Source organism: Delftia sp. WSY_22 (assembly GCF_043104185.1).
GTDB lineage: Bacteria > Pseudomonadota > Gammaproteobacteria > Burkholderiales > Burkholderiaceae_C > Comamonas > Comamonas tsuruhatensis.
On sequence record NZ_JBICKN010000043.1, the window covers coordinates 36,541 to 49,482 of the forward strand.

A 12,942-nucleotide genomic window follows, 5' to 3' on the forward strand; every position below is an offset into this window, starting at 1 on the left:
CTGGCGGCTACCAGCTCCCGCGCGAGGGCTGGGTCTTGCGTTCGGCCTTGATGGCCTTGGTGAGTTTGTCGACCATGTATTGGCGGTCCACCTGCCTGGCGAAGTCGGCGGCGGTGAAGCCGCGCTGGTTGCGCAGGATGACGTCGGCGCCTTCGGCGATGAGCAGGTCCACCACGGCTTCGCTGCTGTACTGGGCAGCCAGCATCAGCGGCGTGGTGCCGTTGGGCGATTCGGCGTCGATGTAGGCGCTTTTGTCCAGCAGCAGCTTGATGATGTCCAGCGTTTGGGGCAGGTCGGCCGAGGTGGCGTAGTGCAGCGGTGTCCAGCCGGGGCGGTTGACATCGGCGCCCCGGCGTATGAGTTCCTTGGCCAGGTCCAGGTGGCCCTTGATGCAGGCCATCATCAGTGGCGTTTCGCCCTGCTGCGAGGCTTCGTTGACCTTGATGCCTGGGGACTTGAGCAGCACGTCGAAGACGCCCAGGGAGCCCTGGTGCAGGGCCGCAACCAGGCCCGGGCGGCCGCGCGTGTCGCGCGTGTTGGGATCGAAGCCGCGAAAGATCAGGTTGACCATGGCGCGCTCGTTGTCGCTGACGATGGCACGCACGTAGTCGTCGTACTGGCTGGCGTGCGCCAGCCCGGCACCGGCTGCAGCCACGGCCGTCAGGGCGCGGCCGGCCCGGGCCAGCCAGCGGCGACGGTCCACGCGGCCGACGGCCGCAGCATTCAGTCTCATGCGACAACCCCCTTGAAAAGCTGATCGAAGTTGGCACTGGTCAGGGCGGCCACCTCCTCGACCGGAATGCCGCGCACCTGTGCAATCTGCTGGGCCACGTACGGCACATACGACGGATTGTTGGTCTTGCCGCGATAGGGAACGGGCGCCAGATAAGGGCTGTCGGTCTCGATCAGCAGGCGGTCGGCCGGCACGAAGGCGGCCACGTCGCGCAGGTGCTGGGCGTTCTTGAAGGTGACGATGCCCGACATCGAGATGTAGTAGCCCAGGTCCAGCGCCGCGCGCGCGACCTCCATGGTCTCGGTGAAGCAGTGGAAGACACCGCCGGCCTGGCCTGCCGAGCCGTCCTCGCCTTCTTCGCGCAGGATGGCCAGCGTGTCGTCCGAGGCACTGCGGGTATGGATGACCAGGGGCTTTTGCGTCTGGCGCGCCGCGCGGATGTGCACGCGAAAGCGCTCGCGCTGCCATTCCAGGTCGGCAATGGTGCGGCCGCCCTTGCGGTCTTCCATGCCGTAGTAGTCCAGGCCCGTCTCGCCGATGGCAACCACGCGCGCCAGCGCGGCGCGCTCCACCAGGTCGCCCACGCTGGGCTCGGTCATGTGTTCAGTATCGGGGTGCACGCCCACGGTGGCCCAGAAGTTGTCGTGGTCCAACGCCAGCTGGTGCACATCGCCGAACTCCTCCATCGTGGTGCAGATGCACAGCGCGCGGGTGACACGCGCGGCCGCCATGGCCTCGCGGATCTCGGGCAGGCGGCTTTGCAGCTCGGGGAAGTTCAGATGGCAGTGGGAATCGGTAAACATGGAATCTCGTGGTTCAGAAACAGCCATGCCGACCCGGGAGCTGTCCTCCCTGTCGGCATGCGTGGCAGGCAGGTGCACCTGAAACAGGTGCAGCCATCAGACCGTCTGCGTGGCCTTGTCCGAGCTCAGCGCCGCGCCCAGGATATTCTCGATCTTGGCCTTGAGCTCGGCGGATTTCTCGTCCTTGGGAAACTGTATGCCTATGCCCTGCGTGCGGTTGCCCGAGGCGCGTGCGGGCGTGATCCACGCCACGCGACCGGCCACGGGATAGCGCTGGGGCTCGTCGGGCAGGGTCAGCAGCACGTAGACATCATCGCCAAGACGGTACTCACGCTGCGTGGGCACGAAAACGCCCCCTTCGGCGAACATGGGAATGTAGGCGGCGTACAGCGCGGCCTTTTCCTTGATCGCCAGTTGCATCACGCTGGGACGGGGTGTGGAGGGTGCGGTGCTCATGGATGGTTTGCAGACATTGGTTCGGTGAGCGGCCGGCGCAATCGGCACCGGGCCCAGGGCCGTAGGTTAACAGGCCGGGCTTTCATGTGGCGAAAAGCGCCTGGCCATGTTCTCCCGTGCCCCGCCCTTCATGCCCGGCGCTGGCGGGCAGGCTGGCCGGACATGAGCACGCGCCGCGCCTCTGCGGCCAGGGCTTCTGCCATGAGGCCTGCGTTGAAGGGATGGTCGGCCGTGCGCGCGGCCTGGGCCAGGGTTCGCGACCATTCGGCCAGCAGGCCCATGTCCAGCGGCCGCGAAGGCAGGTCGGCTGGCGTGAAGTAGCGCGGCGCGGCGCCTGCGGCCAGTGCCATCAGGTCGTGGCAGATCTTTTGCAAGGCCTCCACGGCATGGGGCGGCGCGTAGGCGGCCAGGGCCGCCACATCGCCCTTGGCCAGCGCACGCGGCAGCTGTGACCACGACGCCATGTCGCTGCCGCCACCGCTTTGCGCCAATGCCAGTGCATCGCCGGGCCGCCCGCCTGCTGCGCGCAGCGCCACGGCGGCCGCTTCAGGGGGCACGCCCTGCGTGTCCAGCCAGGAAAGGGCCTCTTGCTGATCCGGCCAGGCCATGGTGTGAATCAGGCAGCGGCTGCGAATGGTGGGCAGCAGCTGGTGCGATGCCTCGCTGGCGAGCACGAAACGCGCATCGCCTGGCGGCTCCTCCAGCGTCTTGAGCAGCGCATTGGCCGTGATGGCATTCATCTGCTCGGCCGGATAGACCAGCACGGCCTTGCCGCGCCCGCGCGCACTGGTGCGCTGGCAGAACTCCACGGCGTCGCGCATGGCCTCGACACGGATTTCCTTGCTGGGCTTGCGCTTCTTGTCGTCGATGTCGGCCTGGGCCTTCTCGGGCAGGGGCCAGCCCAGCGCCATCATCTGCACCTCGGGCATGAGCACGCACAGGTCGGCATGGGCGCGCACGTCGATGGCATGGCAGCTGCCGCAGTGGCCGCAGGCGCCCTGCGGCGACGGCGACTCGCAGAGCCAGGCACGCACCAGTGACAGCGACAGCGCGTACTGCCCCAGGCCCGAAGGCCCCTGCAGCAGCCAGGCATGGCCGCGCTGTGCGAGCAGGCGTGTGCGCTGTTCGGCAATCCAGGAGGTGTCGGTCTCGGCCGGCTGTGGCAGGGCTTCGTTCATGCCGCACCTCCCTGGCCGCCGACCATGATGGCCAGCCAGCCCCGGCGCACCATGACCTGCGTGATCTGCTGCCAGACCGCATGCCGGCTGGCGTTGGAGTCGATGCGGGCAAAGCGCTGGGGCGCTGCTGCAGCGCGCGACGCATAGCCCTGGGCCACGCGGGCGAAGAAGCTGCCGGGTTCGGACTCAAAGCGGTCCGGCACGCGGGCCGAGGCCAGGCGCTCGGCGGCCACCTCGGCGGGCAGGTCGAACCAGAGCGTCAGGTGGGGCTCGCGCAGCAGATCGGGCTGGGGGGCGGTGCCCGTCTGCACCATGCGCTCCAGCGTGGCCAGCGGCTGCAGGTCGAAGCCACGGCCTGCGCCCTGGTAGGCAAAGGTGGCATCAGTGAAGCGGTCGCAGAGCACGACCTCGCCGCGCGCCAACGCGGGCTCGATTACCTGCACCAGGTGGTCGCGTCGCGCGGCAAAGGCGATCAGCGCCTCGGTCAGCGGGTCCATGGCGTCGTGCAGCATCAGCGCGCGCAGCTTTTCGGCCAGCGGCGTGCCGCCGGGCTCGCGCGTGAGCGTCACCGTGCGGCCCTGGTCACGGAAAGCCTGGGCCAGCGACGCGATGTGCGAGGACTTGCCGGCGCCATCGATGCCTTCGAAGCTGATGAACAGGCCGGCGGGGGTTGCATTGGTCATATGGAAAGAGAGGATACGCAAGCGCCGCGGGAACCGCAGCAGCCCTGGGGAATATCTCAGGGCTTTTGCTCAGGGCTTTTGCTGGCCGCGCTGGTAGCGGTTGACGGCGCGGTTGTGCTCGTCCAGCGAGGCACTGAAATGGCTGGTGCCGTCTCCGCGCGCCACGAAATACAGCGCCTTGGTCTGGCTGGGCTGCACGGCGGCCATGAGGGCGGCCTTGCCGGGCATGGCGATGGGCGTGGGCGGCAGGCCCGCGCGGGTGTAGGTGTTCCAGGGCGTGTCGGTCTGCAGGTCGCGGCGGCGCAGGTTGCCGTCGAATTTCTCGCCCAGGCCGTAGATCACGGTGGGATCGGTCTGCAGCAGCATGCCGATGCGCAGGCGGTTGGTGAACACGCCTGCGATCTGGGCACGGTCGGCCGCGCGGCCGGTTTCCTTCTCGACGATGCTGGCCAGGGTCAGGGCCTCGTCGGGGCTCTTGAGTGGCGTGTCGGCCGAGCGCAGCGCCCAGACATCGGCCAGGCGCCGGTCCATGGCATGCAGGGCCCGGCGCAGCACGGCCAGGTCGGAGCTGCCCTTGGCATAGGTATAGGTATCGGGGAAGAAGCGGCCCTCCGGCGCCACCCCGGGACGGCCCAGGGCCTGCATCAGGGCCGCATCGTCCATGCCCGCGCTTTCCTGGCGCAGGAATTCCTCGCGGGCCAGGGCTGCGCGCACCTGGCGCCAGTTCCAGCCCTCGACCAGGGTCAGCGCCTTGAGCGATTCCTCGCCACGCGCGAGCTTTTGCAGCAGCACATAGGGGGTCAGGCCCGTGGTCAGTTCATAGTTGCCGGCCTTGATCTGCCGGTCCTGGCCCGAGACGCGGAACCAGGCGTACAGCAGCCGCGCATCGGTCTGCACCCCGGCCTTGACCACTTCGCGGGCGACGCCGCGCGGCGTGGTGCCGGGTTCGACCTCCAGCTCCAGCGTGGGCTGGGACAGCGGCAGGGGCTGGTTCAGCCACCACCAGCCGGCACCGGCCAGCACGGCTGCCAGCACCAGCAGCATCATCAAAGCGCGAAAGATAAAGCGCACAACCTCGGTCCAAGCAAGCAATAGAGCGGCTGATCATAATTCAGCCATGACCCAGCCTTTACTGAACGGCATCGCCCCCGTTTCCCATCTCGGCGTGATACGCGCCCTCGGCGAAGACGCCGCCCCATTCCTGCATGGCCAGCTGACCAACGACTTCGCGCTGCTCGATCTGCAGCATGCGCGTCTGGCGGCGTTCTGCACGGCCAAGGGCCGCATGCTGGCCAGCTTCATCGGCTTCAAGCGCAGCAAGGACGAGATCCTGCTGCTGTGCGACCGCAGCCTGCTGGCACCCACGCTCAAGCGCCTGTCCATGTTCGTGCTGCGCGCCAAGTGCAAGCTCAGCGATGCCACGGCCGACTTCACCCTGCTCGGCCTGGCCGGCGACTCCGCCGTGCAGGCCCTGGGCGCGGGCGCCGCACCCTGGACCAAGGCGGACGACGGGGCTGCCAGCCTGATCGCCCTGTACCCGGCCGCCGGCCAGCCGCGCGCCCTGCGCGTGGCGCCCGTGGGCACGCCCCTGCCCGAAGGCCCCGCACTCAGTGAGGCCGATTGGCTCTGGAGCGAAGTCGCCAGCGGCATCGCCACGCTGTCGGCACCCGTGGTCGATGCCTTCGTGCCGCAGATGCTCAACTACGAATCGGTGGAAGGCGTGAATTTCAAGAAGGGCTGCTACCCGGGCCAGGAGGTGGTGGCCCGCAGCCAGTTCCGGGGCACGCTCAAGCGCCGCGCCTACATCGCCCATGCCCAGCAGCCGCTGGCAGCCGGCATGGAAGTCTTCACGCCCGAGGATCTGGAGCAGGCCACCGGCACCGTGGTCCAGGCCGCCCCGGCGCCCGGCGGGGGCTGGGACGCCATTGTCTCCATGCAGATCAACTCGGCTGAGCAGCGCCTGCTGGCCCACGCCGCCCTGGGCGAGGGCCAGCGCGCCGATGCCGCGCAGGCCGTGGCGCTGCAACTCAAGCCCCTGCCCTACGCGCTGCGCGAGGACATTTGAGATTTGGGCCTTGCACCGCCTGAGCTGCCTGCAGCTCAGGCGGTGAGCACTTTCCTCATAGTGATGTGGGGAATGCCGGCCTCTTCATAGGGCTCGCCCTCGGGCGTGAAGCCCGCGCGCAGGTAGAACGACTCGGCATGGCGCTGCGCGTGCAGCACGACTTCGCGGTCGCCGCGCTGGCGGGAGGCCTCCACCAGGCTGTCCAGCACGATGCGGCCCCAGCGGCCGCCGCGCACGCTGCGGTCCACGGCCATGCGGCCGATCCTGCCCGCGCCGGGGCTGTCGCTGACCAGGCGGCCGGTGGCAATGGGCTGGCCCAGGCCGTTGTAGACCACGGCGTGGCGGGCCACGGGGTCGAACTCGTCTATCTCGATCTCGCGCGGCACGCCCTGCTCGTGCACGAACACGGCCAAGCGCAGGCGCTCGGCGTCGCGGCCCAGGTCGTTCCAGCTGCCCGATGCCACGCGCACCACGCTCTGGCCGGCCTCATAGGCGGTGAGCACGTCGCGCAGCTGCTGCGGCACGGGCAGCGGCTGGCGCGTGGTGGCATCGGCGAACACATAGACCAGTTCCACGGTGTTGAGCAGTTCCATGCCCCGGAAGATGCCGGCCTCGAACAACAGCGAGGTATTGCCCTGCCTGGCACAGCGTATGCCCACATGCAGCACGTCGCCCAGCGTGGCCGATGCGTGGTAGGTGGTGGTGGCCTTCTTGACGAACAGCTCGCCGCCCAGGGCCGCGAAGGATGACTCATAGGGCATGCCCAGCTGGCGCCAGTAGTCGGTGACGGCCACGTCGGCGTACATCAGGTAGTGGGCGTTGAAGACGATCTTCTGGGCGTCCACTTCGGACCAGCGCACTTCGATGCGTTGCAGCGTGCGGAAATCTTGGCGTTGCATGGGTTTTTCTCTCCTGTTGTCTTGGGTGTCTTGGGTGCCCTGGCTCTCAGGCCGCGAAGGCGTCGGCCAAGGCGCGCGCCATGTCGGCATGTGCACGGCGCGCTTCGGCAATGGCGCGGCCCATCTTGACGAATTCATGGGTCACGCCCCGGTAGATCTCCAGATCCACGGGCACGCCCGACATGCGCAGCTTGTCGGCGTATTCCACGCCCTCGTCCACCAGCGGGTCGCATTCGGCCAGGCCTATCCAGGCTGGGGCCACGCCGTCCACGTCAGGCGCCAGCAGCGGGGCGAAGCGCCAGTCCTCGCGGTCGGCAGGGCTGTTGAGGTACTGGGCAAAGAACCAGGTGATGGCCGGCTCGTCAATGACCAGCCCGTGTGCGAAACGGCGGTGCGAGTCAGTGTCCTGGTGGGCCGTCGTGCCCGGGTAGATCAGCAGTTGCAGGGCCAGCTTCAGGCCTGCATCGCGGGCATGGATGGCGCAGGCTGCGGCCAACGTGCCGCCCGCGCTGTCGCCGCCCACGGCCAGGCGTGCAGGGTCGGCGCCCAGCAAGGCGCCCTGCGAAGCCAGCCATTGCAGCGCATCCCAGGCGTCGTTGTGGGCCGTGGGGAATTTGTGCTCGGGCGCGCGCCGGTAGTCCAGCGAGACCACCATGGCGCCCGAGAGGTGGGCCAACTGGCGGCACAGCACGTCGTGCGTGGCCACGCTGCCCACGGTGAAGCCGCCGCCATGCAGGTACAACAGCACGGGCAGGCCAGAGGCCGGTGCCTGAGCACGCTCCTCAGGCGCATAGAGCCGAGCGGGCAGCAAGGCGCCATCGCGCGCGGGAATCTGCAGGTCCTCGACACGCGGCAGGACGGGCTTGGGAATTTCGAGCACGCCGGCGCCCGCCTCATAGGCGGCGCGCGCACCCTCGGCGCCCAGCTGGTGCATGGGCGTGCGTGCGGCGCGCTCCATGCGGCGCAGCACATCGCGCATCTGGTGGGTCAGGGACGCCGGCAGCGGCGTGGCGTGGGGGCGGGATTCGGGCTGGGGCACGTTCAGGAGCAAGTTCAGGGACAGGTTCGATCGGAGCCATCTGGCAAGGCAATGCGGCGCGGCCGGCAAGGCACGGCAGGCGCCGCGCAGCAGGCATTGTGCCGCGAGCACAAGGCCCTGGCAGCCATGCGATGGCAGTGCACGCCCGTGCTGTCGCCCCCGTGACCGCGCAGGCGCCCTCTCAGGGTTTGCTTTGTTTGCAGTGCAGCACGCGCGGTCTAGATTCGGCGCACTCCCCCTGATCCCCACCACGGGCCGCAGCGGCCCGCAACGAGTCACCGACCATGGCTTTCATCAACTACGTCACCCAGATCCAGTTTGACTTCGGCGCCGTGCGCCTGTTGCGCCAGGAGTGCGAGCGCGTGGGCATCACGCGGCCGCTGACCGTCACCGACCAGGGCGTCAAGGCGGCCGGCGTGCTGCAAAAGGCGCTGGATGGGCTGGGCGACATGCCGCACGCAGTGTTCGACCAGACGCCCTCCAACCCCACCGAGGCTGCCGTGCGTGCGGCCGCTGCAATCTACCAGGAGCAGCGCTGCGACGGCCTGATCGCCGTGGGCGGCGGCAGCGCCATCGACTGCGCCAAGGGCGTGGCGATTGCGGCCACGCACGAAGGGCCGCTGTCGCACTACGCCACCATCGAGGGCGGCTCGCCGCGCATCACCGAGCGCGTGGCACCGCTGATTGCCGTGCCCACCACCAGCGGCACGGGCAGCGAGGTGGCGCGCGGCGCCATCATCATCGTGGACGACCACCGCAAGCTGGGCTTTCACAGCTGGCACCTGGTGCCGCGCGCCGCCATCTGCGATCCGGAACTGACCTACGGCCTGCCCGCCATGCTGACGGCCGCCACGGGCATGGACGCCATCGCCCACTGCATGGAAACCTTCATGGCAGCCGCCTTCAATCCGCCTGCCGACGGCATTGCGCTGGACGGCCTCACGCGCGGCTGGGCGCACATAGAACGCGCCACCCGCAATGGCCAGGACGCCGAGGCACGCCGCCAGCTGATGAGCGCCAGCATGCAGGGCGCCATGGCCTTCCAGAAGGGCCTGGGCTGCGTGCACAGCCTCAGCCACAGCCTGGGCGGCGTGAACCCGCGCCTGCACCACGGCACGCTCAACGCCATGTTCCTGCCCGCCGTGGTGCGCTTCAATGCCGAGGCCGAGAGCGTGCGCGCCGAACAGCGCCTGCAGCGAATGGCCCACGCCATGGGTCTGGCCTCGGGCAGCGACATTCCCGAAGCCATACGCGACATGAACGCCCGCCTGGGCCTGCCCACGGGCCTGGCCGCCATGGGCGTGGAGCGCGCCCAGTTCGCGGCCGTGATCGGCGGGGCGCTCAAGGACCATTGCCACGGCACCAACCCGCGCCTGGCCAGCGCCGACGACTACGAGCAGATGCTGGCCACCTCGCTGTGAGCCGCCGTAGCCGCTGTGAGCGGGCTCAGTGGCCGGGCGGTGACTGCTCCGGTGACTGGGCCGGTGGCGGCGCCGGTACAGACGCGGGAGCGGGAGCCGGCGCCGGCACTGCGCCGCTTTCCATCATGCGGCGCACTTCCACGGTCTGCATCAGCTGCTCGGCCATGACGGCCAGCAGCTCCAGATCTGCCGGCGAGACCTCGCGCGGTGCGTCGTCCATGATGCAGAAGCTGCCCAGCACCGCGCCGTGGCGGTTCCTGAGCGGCACGCCTGCGTAAAAGCGCAGCCGCATGGCCTGCAGTGCGGGGTTGCCGGCAAACCGGGGGTCGCGCGCTGCGTCGTGCACCACCAGGGGCTCGCCGCCGTGCACCACATACGAGCAGATGGACTGACCGCGCGGCATCCCGGCCGATGCGGGGTCGCCCTGGTCCGCCACCAGCAGGCTGCCGGGCGTGTGCACGCGGTCGGCATCGACCCATGAGACCTGGGCCCATTTCACGTCGAAGGCATTGGCGGCCTGCTGGGCTGCCTCGTGGTACAGCGGCGGCAGGCCGGGCCCGAGCACGCCGCTGTCGCGCAGCTGGCGCACGCGCTGCTCATCGTCATCGGGAATGGGCGCGGCCAGGCCCTGGCCTGCCGCGTCGGGCAGGCGCAAGGCGTCCACCCACAACTGCAGCTCGCGCAGGCTGGACACGCAGGCGGCGGCGCCGCAGCGGCGCGCGAACTCGGGGTCGGACACCACGGCCGGCGCATTCCACAGCGCCAGCACCACGCGCAGATGCGGCCAGTGGCGGCGCACCCGCCGCATGATCTGGCGCGCCACGGTCTGGGGCTGGGCGCTGAAGACCGAGAGCACCAGCAATTGCGCCTCGCCAAGGGCCTGTGCGCCTGCATGGCCCTGCGGCAGGCCGCCGCCCTCGCCCTGCCCCAGCTGGCGCCATTGCGGATCGGCCGCCAGCGCCCAGTCCGAGCAGCTGACCACGTGGCCGCGCAGCGCCTCGCTGTGCGCCACCATGGCCGCTGCCAGGGCATCGACCTCCCAGCGCGCGCCCACGCAATGGATGCGCAGGGCCCGCGAGGACAGGGCTGCGGGCGCGGGATGGCTTTCCCGCAGCTCCTCGACCAAGGCATCCATGCCGCTGGACAGGCGCAGCCGGTGCTCGGCCGTGGCCGACTCCAGGTGCTGCTGGGTGGCCAGGCGCAGCGCGGGGATCGCCACCTCGTCATAGAAGCCGGCCACTGCGGCCGAGCGTTCGTCCGCCGAGGCCCGCGCCGGCAGCCTTGCGTCCACCAGTTCATGCGCCAGCGTGACCGCATCTTCCACATCGTCGGCCAGCAGGCGCTGGTACAGCCGCTGGGCCGGACCCAGCACGGGGGAGCTGCCCAGCAGCACCTCCATGAACTGCAGCGCCGGTATGTAGCGGCCCAGCACCAGCAGGCAGACCGTGAGCGGCGTGGACAGGATCAGCCCTATCGGCCCCCACAGCGCCGTCCAGAAGGTCGCGGCCGCAATGATGGACAGCGTGGACAGGCCCGTGCTGCTGCCATACAGCCAGGGCTCGATGAGGTTGTTGCTGATCAGCTCCAGCGCCATGATCAGCCCCAGCGTCATCAGCAGCATCTGCCAGCCCGGATCCACCGCAAAGGCCAGCGCCAGCGGGAAGGCGGCAGAGATCATGGCGCCCACATAGGGAACGAACCGCATGATGGCCGCCAGCACCCCCCAGAGAATGGCGCCCGGCACGCCGATGAACCACAGCCCCGCCGCCATGGGCAGTCCATAGGTGATGTTGACCACGAACTGCATGCGCAGGTACTTGCCTATGCGCTGCGAGGCCTCGTCCAGCGCGTCGGTGGCCACATGCAGGTTGCCGCCCATCAGGCGCAGCAGCCGGTCGCGCAGGTCATCGCGGTCCAGCAGGATGAGGATCACGAACAGCAGCACGATGCCGGCCGTGGTCACGGGCTCGGCCACTCGGCCCAGCCACTGCAGCATGCGCGCCGTGGGCTTTTGCTCGGGCGACTGGATCTCCACCTTCTGCACGCGGGGCGTGGTGGCGCCGCGGGAGATCTCACGCTCCACCGTGTCATAGGTGCGCAGGGCGCCGTCCCAGGCGCTGGGCATGTTGGCATTCCTGCGCAGGCTGCGCAGCTTGTCGCGGATGGTGCTCTGGTAGGTGGGCAGGTCGGCGCTGAGCTGCTGCACCTGGCTGCCCAGATAGGTACCCATTCCGGCCAGCGTTGCCAGCGCCATGACCACCACCAGCAGCGTCGCCGCCATGCGCGGCAGGCCCCAGCGCCTGAGCCGGGAGACCGCAGGATCGAGCAAAAAGCCGAACAGCAGCGCCAGGGCCAGCGGAATCAGCAGTCCCTGCCCGAAATACAGGCCCGCGATGATGATGCTGGCCACCAGCAGGCCGGTGAGCAGGCGCAGCGCAGGCACCATGTCGGCCAGCTGTGCCAGGCCCGGCAGGGCCGAACGCACGCTGCGTGCGAAAGCCGCGTCGGCAGCGGCCGCGTTGCCGGCCGCATCGGCTGCGGCGTTCTCAGCGCCTGGTTTTCTGGAAGGCGCTGGTGTGAGGTCGGGATGTGGATTCATGGGGGGACAGGCATCAGGGCTTGGATACATGCGTGGATGCTGCCGCACTTGCGCCCATCGTGGGATTGCACAGCGCGCTGCGGGCCGGCCCTGTCAGCGGGCACCGCAATCGCTGGAACTCCGCCGCCGCCGCTGCCACAGCGCGCCAGCTCACCAGCGCACACGCACCACCGTGCCGCCGCCAGCACGCGGCGCCAGGTCCAGCGTAGCCCCTATGGCATGGGCACGGCGGTGCATGCCTGCCAGGCCCATGCCCTGCGCCTCATCGGGTGTACGGGGCGGCAGGCCGCGGCCGTCGTCTTCCACGCGCAACTCCCAGCGCAGCTCGCGGCGCGCGCCGGGATGGGCGCCGTTCGCCCGCGCAATACCCGGCTCCAGGGGCTGCAGCACCAGCCACAGCGTGCTGGCCTGTGCGTGCTGCAGCACATTGCTCACGGCCTCCTGGGTGATGGCAAGCAGGTGCTGGGACGACTGGCCTCGAGGAAGATCGGGCAGATCGGGCAGGCCCGGCTCGGACTGCGGATCGGCCACGCTCCAGCGGATCTGCATGCCACGGCGGTCCAGCACGGGCTGCAGCCGGTGGCGCAGGCGCGCCAGGCGCACGGGCAAGGCGTCCTCCACGGCGTCCATGGCGTCCACCAGCAGGCGCAGGTCCAGCAAGGCCTGCTCCAGCAACTCCTGCGCCTGGCGCTGCCGGGTTTCGCTCGGCTCCAGCAAGGCCATGGCATTCACCAGAAGGCCGCCCACGCCGTCGTGCAGATCGGCGGCAATGCGCCGGCGCTCGGCCTGCACCTCGCGCGAAGGCCGGGGGCTGCGCCTGCGCCGCCACAGCAGCAGCCTGCGCAGGCGCGAGGCACCCATCGCACACAGCAAGGCCGTCAAGACCAGCAGGGCCAGGCTGCACAGGCGAAGCCACAGCGGAGCCTGGTCGCCCTGCTGCCAAAGCCAGGCGCAAAGCGCCAGCATCTGCAGCAGGCCCAGTGCCAGGCAGACTGCCAATGCGCGAAGGGAGTCCTTCATGGCCATGCGGTGGGAAGCGGCGGTGGGGCGGGCCGCACGGGCCCCT

Annotated in this window: 12 protein-coding genes; 2 read left to right on the plus strand and 10 right to left on the minus strand. The window is 69.6% G+C overall.

Features of this window, described 5'->3' with window-relative positions; translation table 11 throughout:
* Positions 1–7: 7 nt before the first annotated feature.
* The 6 genes from ACF8NF_RS20625 to mltG all read right to left on the minus strand — a co-directional run bounded on the left by ACF8NF_RS20625 (position 8) and on the right by mltG (position 4,924).
* A complete protein-coding gene (locus ACF8NF_RS20625) occupies positions 8–733 on the minus strand; it encodes an ankyrin repeat domain-containing protein (RefSeq protein WP_016446821.1) in 726 nt (241 codons plus the stop codon).
* Positions 730–1,536 carry a TatD family hydrolase gene (locus tag ACF8NF_RS20630; protein ID WP_016446820.1) on the minus strand — a complete coding sequence of 269 codons (807 nt, stop codon included), beginning with the start codon at positions 1,534–1,536 and terminating at the stop codon, positions 730–732. The genes ACF8NF_RS20625 and ACF8NF_RS20630 overlap by 4 nt, the downstream gene beginning before the upstream one ends.
* Positions 1,537–1,632: 96 nt before the next feature.
* Positions 1,633–1,992, minus strand: a complete 360-nt coding sequence (locus ACF8NF_RS20635) for a PilZ domain-containing protein (RefSeq protein ID WP_016446819.1) — start codon at positions 1,990–1,992, stop codon at positions 1,633–1,635.
* Between the two features lie 128 nt (positions 1,993–2,120).
* Entirely contained in the window at positions 2,121–3,170 is a 1,050-nt protein-coding gene (locus tag ACF8NF_RS20640) for a DNA polymerase III subunit delta' (RefSeq protein WP_016446818.1), read from the minus strand.
* The gene (gene tmk, locus ACF8NF_RS20645) at positions 3,167–3,853 is read right to left on the minus strand and encodes a dTMP kinase (protein ID WP_016446817.1); all 687 of its coding nucleotides are present in this window, start codon (positions 3,851–3,853) and stop codon (positions 3,167–3,169) included. Before tmk ends, ACF8NF_RS20640 begins: the two co-directional genes overlap by 4 nt.
* A 69-nt stretch (positions 3,854–3,922) precedes the next feature.
* Entirely contained in the window at positions 3,923–4,924 is a 1,002-nt protein-coding gene (gene mltG, locus ACF8NF_RS20650) for an endolytic transglycosylase MltG (protein WP_016446816.1), read from the minus strand.
* A 46-nt stretch (positions 4,925–4,970) separates the two neighbouring features.
* On the opposite strand from mltG, the gene ACF8NF_RS20655 reads away from it, so the two are divergent.
* Entirely contained in the window at positions 4,971–5,918 is a 948-nt protein-coding gene (locus ACF8NF_RS20655) for a folate-binding protein YgfZ (protein ID WP_046238574.1), read from the plus strand.
* A 35-nt stretch (positions 5,919–5,953) separates the two neighbouring features.
* On the opposite strand, the gene ACF8NF_RS20660 is transcribed toward ACF8NF_RS20655, so the two are convergent.
* Both ACF8NF_RS20660 and ACF8NF_RS20665 read right to left on the minus strand, forming a co-directional pair.
* Positions 5,954–6,817 carry a YbgC/FadM family acyl-CoA thioesterase gene (locus ACF8NF_RS20660; RefSeq protein WP_013802704.1) on the minus strand — a complete coding sequence of 288 codons (864 nt, stop codon included), beginning with the start codon at positions 6,815–6,817 and terminating at the stop codon, positions 5,954–5,956.
* A 46-nt stretch (positions 6,818–6,863) separates the two neighbouring features.
* The gene (locus ACF8NF_RS20665) at positions 6,864–7,868 is read right to left on the minus strand and encodes an alpha/beta hydrolase fold domain-containing protein (RefSeq protein ID WP_392451187.1); all 1,005 of its coding nucleotides are present in this window, start codon (positions 7,866–7,868) and stop codon (positions 6,864–6,866) included.
* A gap of 272 nt (positions 7,869–8,140) precedes the next feature.
* Here ACF8NF_RS20665 and ACF8NF_RS20670 point away from each other — a divergent pair, with 272 nt between their 5' ends.
* Complete coding sequence (locus ACF8NF_RS20670) at positions 8,141–9,277, plus strand: iron-containing alcohol dehydrogenase (protein WP_392451188.1); 1,137 nt, start codon at positions 8,141–8,143, stop codon at positions 9,275–9,277.
* A gap of 25 nt (positions 9,278–9,302) precedes the next feature.
* Here ACF8NF_RS20670 and ACF8NF_RS20675 read toward each other — a convergent pair whose 3' ends face one another.
* Entirely contained in the window at positions 9,303–11,876 is a 2,574-nt protein-coding gene (locus ACF8NF_RS20675) for an AI-2E family transporter (RefSeq protein WP_392451190.1), read from the minus strand.
* 150 nt (positions 11,877–12,026) lie between these two features.
* Complete coding sequence (locus tag ACF8NF_RS20680) at positions 12,027–12,896, minus strand: sensor histidine kinase (RefSeq protein ID WP_223275273.1); 870 nt, start codon at positions 12,894–12,896, stop codon at positions 12,027–12,029.
* Between the last annotated feature and the right edge of the window lie 46 nt (positions 12,897–12,942).